The organism is Collinsella sp. AF29-7AC (assembly GCF_003475665.1).
Lineage (GTDB): Bacteria > Actinomycetota > Coriobacteriia > Coriobacteriales > Coriobacteriaceae > Collinsella.
Genome location: NZ_QRQX01000028.1, coordinates 1 through 18128 on the forward strand (window position 1 = coordinate 1; position 18128 = coordinate 18128).

An 18128-nucleotide genomic window follows, 5' to 3' on the forward strand; every position below is an offset into this window, starting at 1 on the left:
TTTCTCGAACCTTAATTTCAAAGTCCAAGAAATGGGATGCAGTTCAAATGAGCGTTTTCACGCATTTAAGTCTGTCCCCAATCAACATTGTGGCGCTCTAGTTGGCTAAAGCGTACAATAGCGCCTATGCGAAAGGGGAACAGATGATCAACGAAACTATGTTTGCTCGCGGTGCGGAAAGTTCCATCATCCGTGAGATTTTTAGCTATGGCCTTGAGCGCAAGGCACAGATCGGTGCAGAGAACGTATTCGATTTTTCGCTGGGAAACCCGAGTGTTCCGGCGCCTGCCGCCGTGGCTGAGTCCATTAAGAAGGCCTTGGAGCTGCCGAGCGACCAGCTGCATGGATACACGCCTGCACCGGGTTTGCCGCAGTGCCGTACCGCCGTGGCTGAGTCGCTCAATCGCCGTTTCGGCACGAGCTATGAGGGCAAGGATGTCTTTATGACCGTGGGCGCGGCGGCTTCGCTCACCTGTACGCTCAATGCTGTTACGAATCCGGGGGACGAGGTTATTGTTATCGCCCCGTACTTCCCGGAGTATCGCGTGTGGATTGAGAAGGCCGGCTGTACGTGTGTCGAGGTGCCCGCCAATGAAGACACGTTCCAGCTGAGCGTGGGTAATGTGCTCAAGGCGATTACCGATAAAACGGCGGCCGTCATTATCGACTCGCCAAACAACCCGACCGGTGCCGTGTATACGCGCGACACGCTGACGCGACTGGCCAATGTTCTGCGCGAGGTCAACGCCAAGCGCGATCCCGAGAACCCGATCATGCTTATCTCGGATGAGCCGTATCGCGAGATTGTCTATGGCGCCGAGGTGCCTTGGGTGCCTTCGATCTACGAGCACACCATCGTGTGCTATTCGTACTCCAAGTCGCTGTCGCTGCCGGGCGAGCGCGTGGGCTGGATTTTGGTTCCCAACACCAACCCGCAGGCGGTGCGTCTGATGCCGGCTGTTGCGGGTGCCGCCCGTACGCTGGGCTTTGTGTGCGCACCGGCGCTCTTCCAGCGCGTGATTATCGATTGCATCGATGAGCCGAGTGACGTTGAGGCCTATGCACGCAACCGCACGGCGCTCACCGATGCATTGGCGGAGTACGGCTACACCTATGTTGAGCCGGACGGTGCTTTCTACCTGTGGGTGAAGGCGCTCGAGCCCGATGCAAATGCATTTTGCGAGCGCGCGAAGAAGTACGAGCTGCTCGCGGTGCCTTCGGATAGCTTTGGCATGCCGGGCTGGTTCCGCCTGGGCTACTGCGTGAGCTATGAGACAATCGTCAACTCGCTGCCTGCCTGGAAGCAGCTGGCCGACGAATATCGTCGAAAGTAAAGCGCTCTGCTTACAATGTTTTACGTGAAACGGGGTTTGGTTTTAAGCCAGACCCCGTTGTCTATGCCGTTGTGTGATTGGGATGAAGCGGTTTTACGACTGCCGAAAGCTATGCGTACAATGAATATACGCGACGGCCACACTGGATAAGGAGACCCGATGCCCTACCTTCTTTCTTGTGATATTCATACTCATACGATGTTCTCTGCGCATGCATATTCGACCATTGAGGAGAATGTGTACTGGGCGGCAGAGCGTGGTCTGCAGGTGCTCGGATCTGCCGACCATCTGAGCTCTATGGTTACAGCCTGCCCCAATGACCTGCGCAGTTACCAGTTCTTTATCAACCAGGATATCTGGCCGCGCATTTGGAGCGGCGTGCTGGTGCTGCGTGGTGCCGAGGCTGATATCGTTTCGCTGGACGGAAGCCTATTTGGCGAGGACATTCCCGTTTCGCTCGATATTGCCGGCGATTCGTATAGTCGTGAGCATTCGCTGTTCGATTTGGTTACGCGCAATTTGGATTATTTGGTTGCGAGTGTGCATAATCCGCAGCTCGCTGAAGGCGCGACGCTCGCCCAGACGACCGAGATGTATATCAATGCTCTGGAGCACCCCAAAGTGTTTATGCTGGGCCACACGGGTCGCTCGGGTGTTTCCTTTGATATCGATGAGGTGTTGTTGGCGGCAAAGGCTAAACACAAGATTATCGAGATTAACAACCATAGTCTTGAGCATGGTACCGATGCCGAGCATTGGGGCGCTTGCCGCAAGATTGCCGAGCGCTGCGCCGAACTGGGCGTGGGGATTGGCGTCTCGACCGACGCGCACATTGGTATGGCAATTGGCAAGCTCGATCAGGCGCGCAATATGCTCGATGAGATTCACTTCCCGCTGGACCTGATCGTGACGCGCGATCGCGAGACGCTGCTGCGCGAGATGGCGGCAGCCGGCGTGTGTGACCTGCACAAGAGCATGTAACGGGCTCATATATCCAACGAAAGGGGGCGGTCCAGACGGGCCGCCCCCTTCTTGTCCCAAAAATCTACCGGTGTTGGTTAGCGGCGCTCGAGGATCGCTACGGTTTCGGTGTGGTCGGTATGGGGGAACATGTCGACCGGCGTGATCTTGAGCAGGCGATAGCCTCCGTCGAGGAGCTGGTGCAGGTCACGCTCTTGGGTCACGGGGTTGCAGCTGATATAGGTGATGCGGCGCGGCTTGAGTGCGCAGGCGGCTTCGAGGAACTCGGGGGTGGAGCCGGCGCGCGGCGGGTCGATGGAGAGAACGTCAACGCGCTCGTTGTTATCGGCAGCGTCCAGGATGTAATCGGTGGCGTCGTCGGCCATAAACCAAGCGCTGCGGGTGAGGCCGTTGAGCTCGGCATTGCGACGTGCGTCGGCAATGCCCGCCGGGTTGCGCTCCACGCCGAGCAGCATAATGCCGACACTTCTGTCCTGGGCTTCTTTAGCTGCGCAAAGACCGATGGTGCCGCTGCCGCAGTAAGCGTCCATAAGAATGTCACCCTGCTGCAGGTCCATGCCGTCAATCGCGAGCTGATAGAGCAGCTCGGTCTGCTGCGGATTGGTCTGATAGAACGCGGTGGGGGAGATATCGAATTCGCAACCGAGCAGCTGGTCGCGCATGCACTCGGCGCCATAGACGATACGAGTCTCCTCACCCAAGATGGCGTTACCGGGACGGCCATTGATATTTTGGGCGACGGTGGCGATATGCGGATCGAGTGCGGCGACAGCCTCAAAGAACTCCTGCGCATGCGGCAGGTCGTGCTGAGCGGTCACGAGGGTGACCATAATCTGGTCGGTGCGCCAGCCGCAGCGAACGACGGCATAGCGGAGCAGCCCTAGATGCTTGTCTTCGTTAAAGGCAGGAATATGCAGACGTTCGGCCTCGCGAGCGATGCCGTTGAGAATTTGACGAGCGCCCGGCGCCTCGACAGGACACTCGGGTACGGCAACGATCTTGTGCGTGCCGCGCTCAAAGAAACCGCAACGGACAGTGCCCTCCTTACCGGGAGCAAACGGAGTGGCGGCCTTATGACGAAAACCACGCGGCGCAGAATACTTGCCCGGGTCGCCCAGGGTAACACCCATACCGCGAATGGGATCAACGGCAATACCCTCGCGCTCACAGAGCTCAGCAAACAGCTCCTCCATAGCAGCCTGCTTGGCCGCCAACTGCTTCTTATAAGGACGATTGAGCGCCGTACACCCACCACAAGCTTTCATGATGGAGCAGGGGGACTTGGGATCCACAGCCTTGCGCGCAGACGGAACCGAATCGATATGCGGGCGCTTGGAGCGACTTTGAGGCGCCTTATTCTCTTCCCGACGAGAGCCAGAACGTCTGGCCTTAGCTTTGCCCTTGGTCGACTTACCCTTCGCATCCTGAGACGCCTTGGATTTCTTAGAAGATTTTTTCTCCCCTGACCCCTCAGCCGCCTCGATCAAAGCACGACGAGCCTTACGCTCCGCACGAGATTCTGCCATGAATTAACTCCACTTATTTACAAATTGAAATCTGAAAGCATTGTACCGTGCCAAGCTAGCGGACGATATGCAAGCGCCCATTTCATGTCAGTGATAAGTCCAACGATGTTTGCCCGGCGTGGGCGGGGAGCGGCGCGTAATTAAGTTTATCGCGAGTTCCGCACGCAAAGGAAAGCACTTAATGTGCTTTCCGTCTTGCGCAGGACTGTAGAGCAGGAAACTTAATTACGCGCCGCTCCCCGCCCACGCCGGGCAAGCCCTCCCTTGTACTCCATCTCACTAAAGTGTATGATTCTGAACGTTACATGATTTACTTTACTTAACTAAAGTGCTATCAAGGGGGAATACCATGAATACCGATATGTCTCGTCGTGAGTTTGTTGGTCTAGCCGGCTCACTCGCTACGGTTCTAGGCCTTGGCCTGGTTGGCTGTGGCGGTGCCGGCAAGGGCTCCGCTGCCGGTTCTGCCGCAGCCAAGGACGTGAAGGGCGCAGCGGAGTCCCAGAAGCTCGTCGTGGGCTTTGACAAGTCCTACCCTCCGTACGGTTTTGTGGGCGATGATGGCGAGTACACCGGCTTTGACCTCGACCTCGCCAAGGCCGTTGCCGATAAGCAGGGCTGGGATGTCGATTACGAGGCCATCGACTGGGACGCCAAGGATACGCTGCTTAACTCGGGCGCCATCAACTGCATCTGGAACGGCTTTACCATGGAGGGCCGTGAGGACGACTACACGTTCTCCGAGCCTTACATGCTCAACGAGCAGGTGCTCGTGGTCAAGAAGGACGCGGGTATCAAGAGCTGGGACGATCTTGCCGGCAAGACCGTGATTACCCAGACTGATTCCGCTGCGCAGGATGTGCTCGAGGGCGATCAGAAGGATCTGGCCGCGACGTTTGCCACGCTCGATACCATCGGTGAGTACAACACGGCGTTTATGCAGCTCGAGAGTGGTGCAGTCGATGCCGTTGCCTGTGACCTCTCGATCGCTCAGTATCAGCTTGCCGCCAAGCCCGATGCCTATACGCAGCTCGACAAGCCGCTGTCCAGCGAGCACTACGCCGTTGGCTTTAAGAAGGGCGACACCAAGTCAGCCGATGCCGTGAGCGAGTCGCTCAAGGCGCTCTACGAGGACGGCACGGTCAAGGACCTGTGCGATAAATGCGCAGAATACGGTCTGTCCTTCGACAACTGGGTTTTGAAATAGCGGCTTTCCCAGGCACCCGATTTTGCCGTTCAAACCGTCGCTTGCGTACATTTAGTACACGGCGCTTCTCTTTCACGGCAAACTCGGGCACCTGGAAAACCCGCTTTAGTATTGGGTTCGCTGTTCTGTTGTCGCGAAAGAGAGCTTAGGTTGTCTATTCAGGTCATGATGCAGATGCTTGGCCAGGGTTTCTTGGTCAGCTTGCAGCTGTTTGTACTGACGCTACTCGGGTCGATTCCGCTGGGAATCCCCGTGGCGTTTATGCGCATGAGCAAAATCGCGCCGCTTCGTTGGATTGCGCGCATCTATATCTCGGTCATGCGCGGTACGCCGCTCATGCTGCAGATGTTTGCCATCTACTTTGCCCCGTACTATGTGTTTGGCATTTCGCTCACGCCCGATTCCAAGTGGACGGCGTGCGTCGTGGCGTTCATCATCAACTACGCCGGTTACTTTGCCGAGATCTATCGCTCGGGCCTGCAGTCCATTCCGCGCGGTCAATACGAGGCTGCCGAGGTGCTGGGCTACTCGCGCATGCAGACGTTTCTGTATATCGTGATGCCGCAGGTCGCCAAGCGCATTTTGCCGGCGATGGGCAACGAGATCATCACACTGGTCAAGGACACGTCGCTGGCGTTCGCCATCGGCGTGGGCGAGATGTTCTCGACGGCCAAGGCGCTGGTCGCCTCGCAGGTGAGCATGGTGCCGTTTGCAATTGCGGCGCTGATTTACTGGGTCTTTAACTTCGTCGTCGAGATGCTGCTTGGCGCTGCCGAAAAGCGACTTGACTACTACCACGACTAGCCTGTTCCGTCGTGCTTTTCAAACACATGGAGGTTCCCGTGTCCGGAACGGTAATGAATATATCGAACGCGCGCAAGGCGTTTGGCGGCAATGAGGTGCTCAAGGATATCTCGCTTGAGGTGAAGCGTGGCGAGGTCGTGGCGATTATCGGGCCTTCGGGTGGCGGCAAGTCCACGCTGCTGCGTTGCGCCACACTGCTCGAGACGCTCGACGGCGGCTCGCTCTCGTTTGGCGACCTTGCCGTTGCGACGGATGCGGGCTCGGGCACGGTATATGCGAAAGGCGATGTGCCCAAGCAGGCGCGCTCGCGGTTTGGCTTGGTGTTTCAGAACTACAATCTGTTTCCGCACTATACCGTGATGAAAAACATCACCGACGCTCCGATCCGTGTGCTCAAGCGCCCGCGCGAGCAGGTGGAGGCACGTGCGTGCGAGCTGATCGCGCAGATGGGGCTTGTGGGCAACGAGAACAAGGTTCCGTGTGAGCTTTCGGGCGGTCAGCAGCAGCGCGTGAGTATTGCCCGCGCCCTAGCGCTCGACCCGGAGATCCTGTTCTTTGACGAGCCGACCTCGGCGCTCGACCCCGAGCTGACGGCCGAGGTGCTGCGTGTCATTAAGGACCTCGCTGCGCAGAACATGACGATGGTGATCGTGACCCACGCAATGCAGTTTGCGCGCGATGTTGCCGACCGCGTGGTCTTTATGGATGGCGGCCGCATTGTCGAGGAGGGGCCTGCCGATCAGGTTATCGGCCATCCGCGCGAGCAGCGCACGCGTGAGTTCTTGAGCCGTATCGAGGGTTAGGCTCAGGTATTTACTCAACTATTAATTGAGGCGAAGCCGCCGCAGGTCTTACGGTCTGTGGCGGCTTTTTGTTTGCATCGACGGGGTTCAATAATCGCCTCACAAGCTTGTCTCTTCCTCTCGCCGCCTGTATTCATACGCGTGCCGAAAGGTCTGCATGGACAGCCGCCCGTGAGGGTAGGGTGGTGGCATAGGACATTTGGAGGGTGAGTCGGCTCGGCTGCCGACCATGCTGCTCCCGGGACGGCACCGACCGCGAACTCTCCCCGTTGGCGTCGCGCATTGCGCGCGGCCCTGCAAGGAGGTCATCATGGGTGCTCCCAAGACCGGTAACGTAAGGAACGTGGTGCTCGTAGGCCAAGGCGGGGTGGGCAAGACTTCACTCGCCGAAGCCATGCTCCACCTTTCCGGCAAGACCGCCCGCCTGGGCGGCCACGACGGCACCAAGCCCACGCTCGACTATGACCCCGAAGAGGTTAAGCGTGCATTTTCCATCTCGACGACCATTGCGCCGATCGACTGGAAGGGCGCGCGCATCAATGTGCTCGATGCCCCGTGCTACCCCGATTTTATCGGCGACGCCTTTGCCGCGATGAGCGTCTGCGAGACGGCTCTGTTTGTGGTCGACGCCGAGGCCGGCCCGCAGCCTACGACGGTTAAGCTCTGGTATGCCGCCGAGGACCTGCGCCTGGCGCGTGCGGTGTTCGTAAACCGCCTGTCGCGCTCCGAGGCCAGCTTTGCGACCACGATGGACCTGCTGCAGGAGCGCTTTGGCACGCGCCTGGGCGCCGTGACCCTTCCCTGGGGCGAGGGCGAGGACTTTGACGGCATCATCGACCTGGTGCGCATGAAAGCGCGCCATTGCAACGGCACCGAAGCCGTTGAGTCGGAGATTCCCGAGGAGTATCGTGCCCAGGCCGAGGAAGCCCATGACCATCTGTGCGAGCTGGTGGCCGAGGCTGACGACGAGCTGATGATGAAGTACTTGGAAGGCGAGGAGACGCTGACGCAGGAGGAGCTTGAAGGCCTGCTGTCGAAGGCGATCGCCGAGCGCATCTTTGTGCCGGTCTTTGCGGGCGATTGCATTAAGGAGCAGGGCGTCAACTCGCTGATGGACGACATCGCGACGTACTTTCCGGCGCCGACCGACTACGGCGAGATGCCGCTCATCGACGGCGATTCGCTTAAGATCTCGAGTGACGATGACCGTCCGGTGGCGTTTGTGTTTAAGACGCTGGCCGATCCGCAGCAGGGTCGCATCAGCTTTATCAAGGTGCTGACGGGTACGCTTGAGCCGGGTCTTGAGCTGATCAACGCGCGCACGCGCAAGGGCGACCGTCTGGCTCACCTGTATGTGATGTGCGGTCGCGACATGACCGAGGTCGGTCACGCCTATGCCGGCGACATCATCGTGGCGCCCAAGCTGGCGGCCGAGACGGGCGATACGCTTTCCATTACCGGTAAGGTCGAGGCTGCGGCGTTTAAGTTCCCCAACTCTCAGTACCGCATCGCCATCGAGGCCGAGAATCGCGGCGACGAAGAGAAGCTCTACACGTTTATCGAGAAGGCCTGCAAGGCAGACCCGACCATGAGCATCGACCGCGACGAGGAGACTGGCCAGACCATTATCTCTGCCGTTGGTGAGGCACAGGTTTCGGTGCTGCTCAACCGTCTGGAGGACCGCACCAAGGTCGCCGCCAAGAGCGTGCCGATCCGCATTCCGTATCGCGAGACCATCCGCCGCACGGCGAGCGCCCAGGGTCGCCACAAGAAGCAGACCGGCGGCGCCGGTCAGTACGGCGACTGCTGGCTGCGCGTGGAGCCGCTCATTGGGCCCGACGGCACGAGCGACGGCTATGAGTTTGTTGACGAGGTCGTGGGCGGTCGCATTCCGCGCTCGCTGATTCCCGCCGTGGACAAGGGCGTCCAGGAGACCATGAAGGACGGTATTATTGCCGGCTACCCGCTCACGGGCATTCGCGTGGCTGTGTACGACGGTTCGTATCACAGCGTCGACTCCAACGAGATGGCGTTCCGCGCAGCGGCTCGCATCGGCCTGCGCAAGGCATGCGCCGATGCCGATCCAGTGGTGCTGGAGCCTATCGAGGAAATCACGGTGACGATCCCCGAGAGCTACGCCGGCGCCGTGATGGGCGACATCTCGGCCTCGCGCGGTCGCGTGACGGGCATGGAGACCGATGAGCGCGGAGACACCGTGGTCATTGCCCAGGCGCCGCTGGCCGAGCTGACGGATTACTCGACGCGCCTGCGCTCCATCACGCGCGGCACGGGTGACTTTACCATGAAGCCCGCCGGCTACGAGCAGGTTCCCTATGACGTTCAGGCCAAGCTGGTCGAGCGCTATGAGGAGGGCCGAGCTAAGTAACGTGTGGCTTTGTCTGCGCCACGCATGTCGATGCAAGGGCCGCTCTGGGTGATCCGGAGCGGCCTTTTTTGATCCCTAGGGGATTGCAAATCGGTTCTTGTCGTGGGTAGGGCTAGTCCCCTGACGCCTGGTTGCGGCCGGTGGCGTAGTCGATCTGCACATTCGGTTGCAGGTTATAGCAGTACACGTGGAAGCACAGCGTCTTGCCGTGATCCTCGACCGATTGGGCCTCAAGGCGCACGCCGCGGCAGAGAAGTTCCTCTTCGTTGTACATGGGCGTGACGCGGTAGAGCACATGGTTACCAGTGTCGCGGATGTAGTCGAGGATCTGCTCCTCAAAGGGCAGCATGCCCGTTTCGTTGAGATAACGCGTGCCGGTCAGGAGATTTTTGCGGTTGGCGTTTTCGCCGCAGAGCGACCAAGCGATAAGGTGGCAGCGGTTATAGAGGCTCTGGCCTGGAATAAAGTCGTAGCGCTGCTGGCGCCATCCGGCGGGGTGGATACGCGAGATATCGCCGCGCTTGCCCTGACCGAGCGATTCGGGTCCTATGCAGGCGAGTGCTTTGCGGGTACGGCCCAGGCTGTCGAGTTTAGAGAACTTCTTAAAGCAGCCTTCTTCGGTGGCGCGCTCGTATTCATCGAGCGTGAACGACGGCGTGCCGAGCGAGTGCGTACCATCGGCGCGAAGGGCGACGTAGGGGTTACCGGAGTAGTCGGGAATGCTGGTGAGGTATACGCCGCGCGCGCGGTCTTGATCGGGATTTTCGACTTCATCAATGGGGATGGCAGTGCTATCTGCGGAAGTGTCGTCGCCGGTGCCGGTTGTGGTGGATTCGGAGCCATCGCCGGTGCTTTGGCCGCCTTCGGAGTCCTCGGAGCTTGCCGTCCCCGATTCGAGCCGGGCGACCAGGTCCGCCTCGTCGTCGGTGCGGCTGGGGCTCTCGTTTTGCTTCTCGGCCAGGGCCGCCGCCTGCTCATCGCTTTGCGGCGACAGCAGCTTGGGCGCCCCGTCGAGCGATCCTGTAAACAGCGCAAATCCCAGCACCACGGCGGTGCCGATGGAAAGTACTTGCTTGTGGGCGGACTTGCGCGACATGGGGGCTCCTGGGTAGTCGGTTGCGAATCTACCAGTCTAGCAGGAGACGCCGCAGGTCGTTTCCCCAGATAAAACCTGCCAAAATAAACCTGTCCCTTTTTGGTAGGTTATTGATTCATGTAACGAAAGCCAAATATGCTATATACGTTATATACAAGTTACAAAGTGGGGTAGGGTTGCGGTAACGCAAGCCGGCGAAGGGGACCGATATGATCAAGGCTGTCATTTTTGACATGGACGGAACGCTGATCGATACCGAGCGTTTGGACATGAGGGCATGGAAGGTGGGTGCTGCCGAGCTGGGGATTGCGGTTGACAATGCGCTGGTCCATCAGTTTATCGGTCGCTCGATGCCTGATGTCAGGGACATCCTTGAGGAGCATTACGGCAGCCGCGAAATCGTCGAGACGGTCGAAGCCCGCTACAGGGATGCTCTCGACGAGATGGTCAAGACCGATCTGGAGCTTAAGGCCGGCGCCGCCGAGTGCTTGGACGAGCTGCTGGCTGCGGGCTATCACGTGGGCCTTGCGACGTCGTCGCGCCGCGTTGCGGCCGAGCGCAACCTAAAGACGGTCGGCCTCTTTGACAAGTTTGAAACGGTGACCTGCAACGAGGATACCCTGAACGGCAAGCCCGATCCCGAGATCTACCTGCTCGCCTGCGAGCGCGCGGGCTTTGCTCCCGAGGAATGCGCCGTGGTCGAGGACTCACGCAACGGCTGCGTCTCGGGCGTCGCGGCCGGCTGCCATGTCTTTGCCGTTCCCGATATCGTGCCGCTGCCGCAGGACGTGGTAGATGACTGCGAGGCCGTGCTCGATACGCTGTTCGATCTGACGGCGGCGGTCAGGGCCGTGCGCTAAAGGTATGCGCCGAGGCTGATGACGGTGGCTTCGGCGTGGCTCTACTTGCGTTTCCCCAGATAAAACCTGCCAAAATATACCCGTCCTCTTTTGGCGGGTTGGCGGGGGAATGCCCGCCGCAACTTATGGCACGGTTGGGATGTGTACGCTTTAAAGAGCGGAGCCCATGGTTAGAGAGATGCGCTCGTCTCTCTAAACGTCTCTCTAAAGAGAAAGTCGGTTAGAGAGATGGCCTTAGGTAATCTAGCAGTGAATTCGATACATCTCTCTAAATTTCTCTCTAAAAGAGAGTGCTCATCTCTCTAAAGTTAGAGAGATATACTAAGCTTTAGAGAGATAAATCTATTGTTTTAGAGAGACGGAATGCCAATGCTGTTGGATGAACCTCTTGGCCTTATCGTTGAGCGCCTTCGCAGGCGGGGGACCGATGACGCATCGGTAGAAGTTAAAGCCTGCACGAATAAATTGAGTGCAGACGTATGGGAGACAGTGAGTGCTTTTGCGAACACTGCGGGCGGGCTCATTATTTTGGGCCTGAACGAAGCCAAAGGATTTGTTCCTTCTGCCAACTTTGCTATCGACAGGGTACGCGACCAGTTTGTTTCGGGTATCGGAGACGGAGGCTCAACGGCGGTGGTGACCCATGCGCCACGGTATGAGCTTGATCGAGGCGAGGTTGACGGGCTCCAGGTACTTCTGGTGCGCATCTTTGAACTTGAGCTCAAAGCGAAGCCATGCTATATCGGCGTGCGCGGCGTGCAGAACGGTAGCTACAAGCGCGTGGATGATAAAGATATCAAGATGTCGCCCGCTGAGCTATATGAGCTACAGAGTGCGTTGCTTCCGAGTGATGCAGACGGTACGGTGGTTTCGGAGGCAAAAGTCGAGGATTTGGATCCAGATGTCGTGCGGTCCATTATCGCAAATCGCCGGCTGCAGACCCCGCGCGTTTTGCGCGGGGCCGATACGCTGGAAAAGCAGCTGGCCAGACTCAATATCACTACAAAGGATGGAGCTGTGAAGCTCGCGGGGCTGCTGTCGGCGGGAATTTACCCCCAGCAGTTCTATCCCAAGCTGATGATCGATGTCGCCGTTCATTCCGATGTGGAAAAATCTGCTCCTGGGCAACCCCGGTTTATTGACCGCCAGTTGTGCGATGGCCCGATTCCGGCTTGCATCGAAGATGCCCTCGCTGCGATCGGACGAAACTTGCGCAAAGCGGCGATAGTGCGAGGCGCTGGTAGAAGGGAAGATTGGGAAGTACCCCAGGAGGTTTTGCGCGAGGCCTTGGCGAATGCCTGTATCCATCGAGAGTATTCGCCCATGTTTGTGGGGCAGGCCGTGAGCGTCGATATCTACCCAGACAGAATAGAAATCAAAAACCCCGGCGGGCTTTGGGGCGGAAAGACGGTGGACAATCTTGCGGACGGGGAATCGCGCTGCCGAAACCCAAAGCTCATGAGTCTGATGGGGGCGACGCCGTTAGAGCATGCTGAGGGGGCCGTTGCGGAAAGTCAGGGATCTGGCATCCCGGCTATGATTCGCGAGATGGAGTCTCGTTCGCTTGGCAGGCCGAAATTTATCGTTAAGGCCGATTCGTTTACGGTGGTGCTTTCCCGGCACGGGGCGGAGCTTGCTGAAAACCGCATGTGGATTCAGGGCCATGTGGACACCGAACTGACGCATCGCGAGGAAACATTGCTCATGTTTATGCGGGAGCATGGGTGCGTATGCGATGTTCAAAAAATACGAGAGGCTTTGAAGTGGGATTCGGATGACATTCGCCTGATCTGCGGGGGCCTTGTCGATAAACATGTCCTGTCAAAATGTGGCAAAGACACGTTTGAAATTATCGATATGAGCAGAGAATCGTCAGCTTCGACGGCGGATAGGATCCTGGAGGCTCTCAGCGCCGGAATGGATATGACGGCGCGAGAAATAGCGGTTGCATCGGGGGTCAAGATTTCGTCCGTCCGTTACCATCTGCCAAAAATGGCGGATAAAGGACTCATTGAAGTAATGGGTTCATCGACGAGCCGCAACCGCCGCTATCGGAAGAGGTAGATGTGGCTGAGTCGCCTCTCTAGTGTCTCTCAAAGATAGATGGATGCTAGAGAGGCGGTTGCCCTGCGATATTTCCCCAGATAAAACTTGCCAAAATAAACCTGTCCCTTTTTGGTAGGTTACTGGTTCATGTTGCCGTGGATGTAGGGGGTTACCTCGGGGGAGACGTGGCCGCAGCCCAGGTTGCGCAGGGCAGATTCGATAGCGGCGGGCAGCGGGGTCTTGCCTTCGGCGTCGACGGCGGCATCGCTGAGGGCGGCGATCTTGGCGACGTCTGCCGGCTCGGCCTCGATATGCATGCAGCCGCCGACGAGGCGTGCGCGGACCTGGTCCAGGCCAAGGTCGTGCAGGTAGTCCTCACAGGTGCGGATTACATCGACCTTCTCGCGCGTGAGCTCCTCGCCCGTGGGGACGCGCGTGGCCAGGCAGGCTCCTGCTGGCAGGTTCCAAACGGGGTATCCCCAGGCGCGCAGCAGCTCGCGCTCTTCGTCCTTGGTAAAACCGACCTCCATAAGCGGCGATCGCACGCCGAGCTCCTGGGCGGCGCGCATGCCGGGGCGGTAGTCGCCGCGGTCGCTTGCGTTGCTGCCGTCGATGACGGTGGGAAAGCCCAGCGACCTGGCGTGATTGACGATGGCGGTAAAGCCGGCGCGCTTGCAGTGGTAGCAGCGGTCGGCGTCGTTGCAGGCTACCTGGGGGAGCTGCAGCTGATCGACCGAGAGGTTGAGTACGGGAAGCTTGAAGTGCGGCCCCTCATCGGCCTGCCCGTCAACCGCCCGCTCAAACGAAGCCTGCTCGGGCGTGCCGATGAGCGGCGTGGTGAGGTGAACGAGAAGCGTGCTGGCGGGCATGATGCGGGCGCAGACCGCGGCCAAAAAGCTGCTGTCGACGCCACCGGAAAAGCCGATGGCGACGCGTCCGTATGCTAAAAGCAGCTGCTCGAGCGCTGCGAGTTTGTCCTGAAGCCCCTCTGCGGGCGCGGTAGTGTCTGAAAACATGAATTGATCCTTACCAATATGTACTCGGTCGAAAACTATAATCCTACCGAGTCGCTTGTCATAAGACTTCTATCTATGTAACGAAAGTGCAATATGCTATATACGTTATATACAAGTTTACAGGTGCGGTAAAGTTGCGGGAGTACAGCAGCGCGAAGAGATGGGGGACCGATATGATCAAGGCCGTTATTTTTGACATGGACGGAACGCTGGTCGACACCGAGCGTTTGGGTATCAAGGCGTGGAAGGCGGGCGCGGCCGAGCTGGGATTCGCGATTGACGATGCGCTGATCCATCAGTTTATCGGCCGCACGCTGCCCGATGTCATGGAGATCCTTGATGGGCATTACGGCAGCCGCGAAACCGCTGAGGCAATCTATCGTCGCCATAGGGAGATTCGCGACGAGATGGTCAAGACCGATCTGGAGCTTAAGGCCGGTGCCGCCGAGTGCTTGGACGAGCTGCTGGCTGCGGGCTATCACGTGGGTCTTGCGACGTCGTCGCGCCACGTTACGGCCGAGCGCAACCTCAAGATGGTCGGCCTCTTTGATAAGTTTGAGACGGTGACCTGCGGCGAGGACGTCGTACACGGCAAGCCCGACCCCGAGATGTACCTGCTCGCCTGCGTGCGCGCGGGCTTTGCCCCCGAGGAGTGCGCCGTGGTCGAGGATTCCCGCAACGGCTGCGTCTCGGGCATCACGGCCGGCTGCCACGTCTTTGCCGTTCCCGATATCGTGCCGCTGCCGCAGGACGTGGTGGACGGCTGCGAGGCTGTGCTCGATACGCTGTTCGATCTGCCGGCGGCGGTCAAGGCCGTGCGCTAGCGTTTGTACGCGAGTCGCCATGTCCCGCGCCCGATCCCGCGGGACGGTGACGGCAACGGCGCCTGCGTGGAAGCGCTGACGCCGTCAGCCCCTTTTATCACGCCAAGATTGCTGTTTTGGCCGATAAGAGGGGCATTGTGCTTTAAGCGACTGGGGCTGCGGCCTTGGTAAGGAGCTGGCGGAGGGTTATGACGCTACAAGTTACTCCAGGAGCCAGTCGATCACGTTGCGCTTGCGGACTCCTTCGTAGTTCGCGTTCGCAAACAGCGTGTCGAGCGTAAGAAGCGTCTTGGGGTAGTTGTCTCGGACTTTTTTAAAGGGGGCCAACTCTCGATTGAGGGTGGTTTCGTCGAGTGTGGTGGCTGAAACCTGAAAATAGGCCGTCTCGTCTGAGCGTAGGGCAACAAAATCGATTTCCCCACCGTCGATATCGCCCACGTAGACGTCGTATCCGCGGCGTAGGAGCTCGAGATAGACAACATTTTCGAGGATATGACCGATATCGCTGCTTTGGGTTTTGACAAGAGCGCCTCTAAGCCCAAGGTCAACGGCGTAGTATTTGCCGTTTGTTGTAAGAAGCTGCCGACCGCGCACGTTATAGCGCGGAGCATAGTACAGCACAAGGCTGTCTGTTAAGCCTTTGAGGTACTTGGCTACGGTTTTCTGGTCGGTTTTGTTGCCGTTGGACGAGAGCGTGTCGGAGATTTTTTTAATCGAGATCCGGTTTCCAATGCTATGGAGTAGGAACTTGGTGATATCGCGCAGGGTCGGGACGTCCGAGACCTTCAGGCGTTCGATAACGTCGCGTATGACGATGGTATCGTAGAGGCTCATAAGATAATCGCGCGCCTGGGGTCCCTGAATGCCCGTCTCGGCGATAAAGGGAAAAGAGCCCCGGGTGATGTACTCGTCAAACAACTGCGCGGGAGCCTTTCCGTCATTGGTTTTTGCCGAGCAAAACTCTTTAAAGGATAGGGGCAGCATCTTGAGCTCTACGTAGCGACCGGAGAGCAAAGTTGCCAGCTCGCTCGAGAGCAGATAGGCGTTGGAACCGGTTATGTAGAGGTCGACATTGTCTTTGATAAAAAGACTGTCGACGGCTTTTTCGAAATGCTCGACGTGCTGGATCTCGTCCAGAAAAACGTAGTTCATCTTATCGGGGACGAGTCTGGCGGAAATGTAGTCGTAGAGTGCTCTATACGACGTAAGCGACTCGAACTCCAGGTCTTCAAAGTTGAGGGATATAACCTGGTCGCCTGTGATTCCATGATCGCGCAGGTAGCTACGGTAGATTTCGAATAGCTTTGATTTGCCGGACCTTCGCACGCCCGAAACGACCTTGATGACGTGCGAGTCTTTCCACGAAATGAGCCAGTCGAGGTACTGTTTGCGATCAATCAGATTCATGAAACCCCTTTCTTGGCGAAAAAACTGGAGCAAAATCAATACTTATAGGAAATATCTAAAAATATGGAATTGAGTCTATTTTAACAAAAAAGTTAATGAAAAATGGATTACATTCCATAAATATCCGTAGCCGCAGGTTCGGCTAAACGGGGAAGGCCCGTGGGGTCAGCAAAAACGCCGCAGCGGGCCTGTTTCCGTTGCGGCGTTTTTTGTTACAAGTAGGCGCCCAGGTTGATGTCGGTTATTGGGGCCGCGGATGGGCCCGTCGGGTGCTGCTCGGCCTTTTGGGTGCTCACGCGCTCGAGTAAGAAGGGGCGCACGAGCTCCTGGCGGTTAATGTCCTCGGCGGTCGTGACCGTGGTGACGGTACGCGCGGCGGAGCCGATGCGGACTCGTTTGGTCTTGGCGGCAGGTTTATCCTCGATTTGTTCCATGAGCAGCTGCACGCCCTTGCGGCCGATCTCGTAGCCCGGTGGTGCAACCGTGGTGAGGGGGACCGATCCGCTCCAGGCAAGCGGGTTGCCATCGCAGCCGGCAACAAGAATCTGGCCGGGGACGGAAATGCCCTTGTCGGTCAGCGCCGAGATAACGCCCGAGGCCAATACGTCGGTCAGGCCGATGACAAAATCGGGGCGCTCGTCAGCAGGGCGTTCGGCAATCTGGGTACCGATGCTGTAGCCGTCGGCTGCGGTATTCCACTCTCCGGCATCGATGACCTCAATTTTGATATCGGGATGCAGGGCAAGTGCCTTGTGGATGCCAAGGACGCGCAGGGTGAGCTGCATAAATGCCGCTCGGCCTACAACGACGATGCGGTGTGCGCCGCGGGCGATGGCGAGCTCGGCGATAATGCGCCCCTGTGCCTCGTTGTCGGCGGCCACGTAGTAACCGGGTTCTGAACAATGGACGTCCAAATGGACGATGGGGACGGGAATCTTGGTCATGGCGGGGTGCCAATCGAGGGACGCCATGGGCTGAACCATGACGCCGGACATCTGCGTGCCCATAAAATAGCGCAGGTAATGGTCCTCGAGAGTATCGTCGTTATCGGCATTGGCGATGAGCAAGTCATAGCCGTGCTTGCGTGCCTCGTTGTGGGCACCGCTGGCGATTTGGAGCGAAAAGCCGTGATCGAGACGGGGGAGGACAAGGCCAAAGGACTTAGTGGTGCCGCCGGCCAGCTGGCGAGCGCTTTGGTTGGGCAGGTAGCCTAGGCGATTGATGGTCTCGTTGATGAGTTTGAGGGTCTCGGGGCGCAGCTTTTCGGGATGGTTGAGCGCGTTGGAAACCGTGCCCAACGAAACCCCGGCCTCGCGCGCGACGTCGCTGATCTTTACCTTTGCCATGGCGGCCCCTTTGATGCGTTTCAAGTACAAGTCCGATTGTAGCATCGCCCGCCCCCAGGGTGTCAAAACCTGCCAATTAGGGACAGGTTTATTTTGGCAGGTTTTATCTGCGGAAACGCCGTTGCCAGCGCGACCACCACAAATGAACTGCATCCCATTTCTTGGACTTTGAAATTAAGGTTCGAGAAAAGGGAGGCATCGGAAATGCCCCGCAGGAAGAAGGCAAGATACGGTCGCGAGATGAGGGCACGCGCCGCCGACCTGTTCGAGGCCGGCCTCGGCTTCGAACTCGCGGCCAAGAGGCTCGACGTTCCCGCCCCGGCGGTGAGAAAATGGCTCTACGCGTACCGGGCAACCGGGAGGAAGGGGCTGATCGGGATGGGCGAGAGCCGCAGGACCTACGACATGGAGACCAAGCTCGCCGTCGCGAGGGCCGTCGTGGACGAGGGGATGCCGCGGTCGGCGGCGATGGCCCGCTTCGGCATCGCCGCC

The 18128-nt window shown here is 58.5% G+C and carries 15 protein-coding genes; 10 read left to right on the forward strand and 5 right to left on the reverse strand.

All coding sequences use genetic code 11. The annotated features are described in order from the left end of the window. Positions 1-143 precede the first annotated feature (143 nt). Complete coding sequence (locus DWZ15_RS09535) at positions 144-1334, forward strand: pyridoxal phosphate-dependent aminotransferase (protein ID WP_118450661.1); 1191 nt, start codon at positions 144-146, stop codon at positions 1332-1334. A gap of 159 nt (positions 1335-1493) precedes the next feature. Continuing rightward, positions 1494-2315 carry a PHP domain-containing protein gene (locus tag DWZ15_RS09540; RefSeq protein ID WP_118450663.1) on the forward strand — a complete coding sequence of 274 codons (822 nt, stop codon included), beginning with the start codon at positions 1494-1496 and terminating at the stop codon, positions 2313-2315. 77 nt (positions 2316-2392) lie between these two features. Here the strand turns inward: DWZ15_RS09540 and rlmD are convergent, their stop codons facing one another. Then, positions 2393-3841, reverse strand: coding sequence for a 23S rRNA (uracil(1939)-C(5))-methyltransferase RlmD (rlmD, locus tag DWZ15_RS09545; protein WP_118450665.1), 1449 nt, complete (start codon positions 3839-3841; stop codon positions 2393-2395). 349 nt (positions 3842-4190) lie between these two features. Here rlmD and DWZ15_RS09550 point away from each other — a divergent pair, with 349 nt between their 5' ends. The 4 genes from DWZ15_RS09550 to DWZ15_RS09565 all read left to right on the forward strand — a co-directional run bounded on the left by DWZ15_RS09550 (position 4191) and on the right by DWZ15_RS09565 (position 9041). After that, entirely contained in the window at positions 4191-5048 is an 858-nt protein-coding gene (locus DWZ15_RS09550) for a transporter substrate-binding domain-containing protein (protein WP_118450667.1), read from the forward strand. A 150-nt stretch (positions 5049-5198) separates the two neighbouring features. Then, complete coding sequence (locus tag DWZ15_RS09555; protein ID WP_233540548.1) at positions 5199-5852, forward strand: amino acid ABC transporter permease; 654 nt, start codon at positions 5199-5201, stop codon at positions 5850-5852. 53 nt (positions 5853-5905) lie between these two features. Continuing rightward, the gene (locus DWZ15_RS09560) at positions 5906-6655 is read left to right on the forward strand and encodes an amino acid ABC transporter ATP-binding protein (RefSeq protein ID WP_199580070.1); all 750 of its coding nucleotides are present in this window, start codon (positions 5906-5908) and stop codon (positions 6653-6655) included. A gap of 310 nt (positions 6656-6965) precedes the next feature. Continuing rightward, on the forward strand, positions 6966-9041 hold the full coding sequence (locus tag DWZ15_RS09565) for a translation factor GTPase family protein (protein ID WP_118450669.1): 2076 nt from the start codon (positions 6966-6968) through the stop codon (positions 9039-9041). 112 nt (positions 9042-9153) lie between these two features. Here DWZ15_RS09565 and DWZ15_RS09570 read toward each other — a convergent pair whose 3' ends face one another. Next, positions 9154-10137 carry a DNA/RNA non-specific endonuclease gene (locus DWZ15_RS09570; protein ID WP_118450671.1) on the reverse strand — a complete coding sequence of 328 codons (984 nt, stop codon included), beginning with the start codon at positions 10135-10137 and terminating at the stop codon, positions 9154-9156. A gap of 209 nt (positions 10138-10346) precedes the next feature. Here DWZ15_RS09570 and DWZ15_RS09575 point away from each other — a divergent pair, with 209 nt between their 5' ends. Further along, positions 10347-10997 (forward strand): HAD family phosphatase, encoded by a 651-nt coding sequence (locus DWZ15_RS09575; protein WP_118450673.1) that lies wholly within the window; start codon positions 10347-10349, stop codon positions 10995-10997. Between the two features lie 363 nt (positions 10998-11360). Then, a complete protein-coding gene (locus DWZ15_RS09580) occupies positions 11361-13061 on the forward strand; it encodes an ATP-binding protein (RefSeq protein WP_118450675.1) in 1701 nt (566 codons plus the stop codon). 119 nt (positions 13062-13180) lie between these two features. On the opposite strand, the gene DWZ15_RS09585 is transcribed toward DWZ15_RS09580, so the two are convergent. After that, positions 13181-14059 carry an ATP-dependent sacrificial sulfur transferase LarE gene (locus DWZ15_RS09585; protein ID WP_118450677.1) on the reverse strand — a complete coding sequence of 293 codons (879 nt, stop codon included), beginning with the start codon at positions 14057-14059 and terminating at the stop codon, positions 13181-13183. Positions 14060-14232: 173 nt separating this feature from the next. Here DWZ15_RS09585 and DWZ15_RS09590 point away from each other — a divergent pair, with 173 nt between their 5' ends. Then, entirely contained in the window at positions 14233-14883 is a 651-nt protein-coding gene (locus tag DWZ15_RS09590) for an HAD family phosphatase (protein WP_118450679.1), read from the forward strand. 201 nt (positions 14884-15084) lie between these two features. Here the strand turns inward: DWZ15_RS09590 and DWZ15_RS09595 are convergent, their stop codons facing one another. Together DWZ15_RS09595 and DWZ15_RS09600 are read right to left on the reverse strand one after the other, a co-directional pair. Further along, positions 15085-16290 (reverse strand): ATP-binding protein, encoded by a 1206-nt coding sequence (locus DWZ15_RS09595; RefSeq protein ID WP_118450681.1) that lies wholly within the window; start codon positions 16288-16290, stop codon positions 15085-15087. Between the two features lie 212 nt (positions 16291-16502). Further along, positions 16503-17636, reverse strand: coding sequence for a LacI family DNA-binding transcriptional regulator (locus tag DWZ15_RS09600; protein ID WP_233544779.1), 1134 nt, complete (start codon positions 17634-17636; stop codon positions 16503-16505). Between the two features lie 93 nt (positions 17637-17729). On the opposite strand from DWZ15_RS09600, the gene DWZ15_RS10595 reads away from it, so the two are divergent. Then, on the forward strand, positions 17730-18128 hold a 399-nt coding region (locus tag DWZ15_RS10595), incomplete at its 3' end, for a helix-turn-helix domain-containing protein (RefSeq protein ID WP_369833334.1).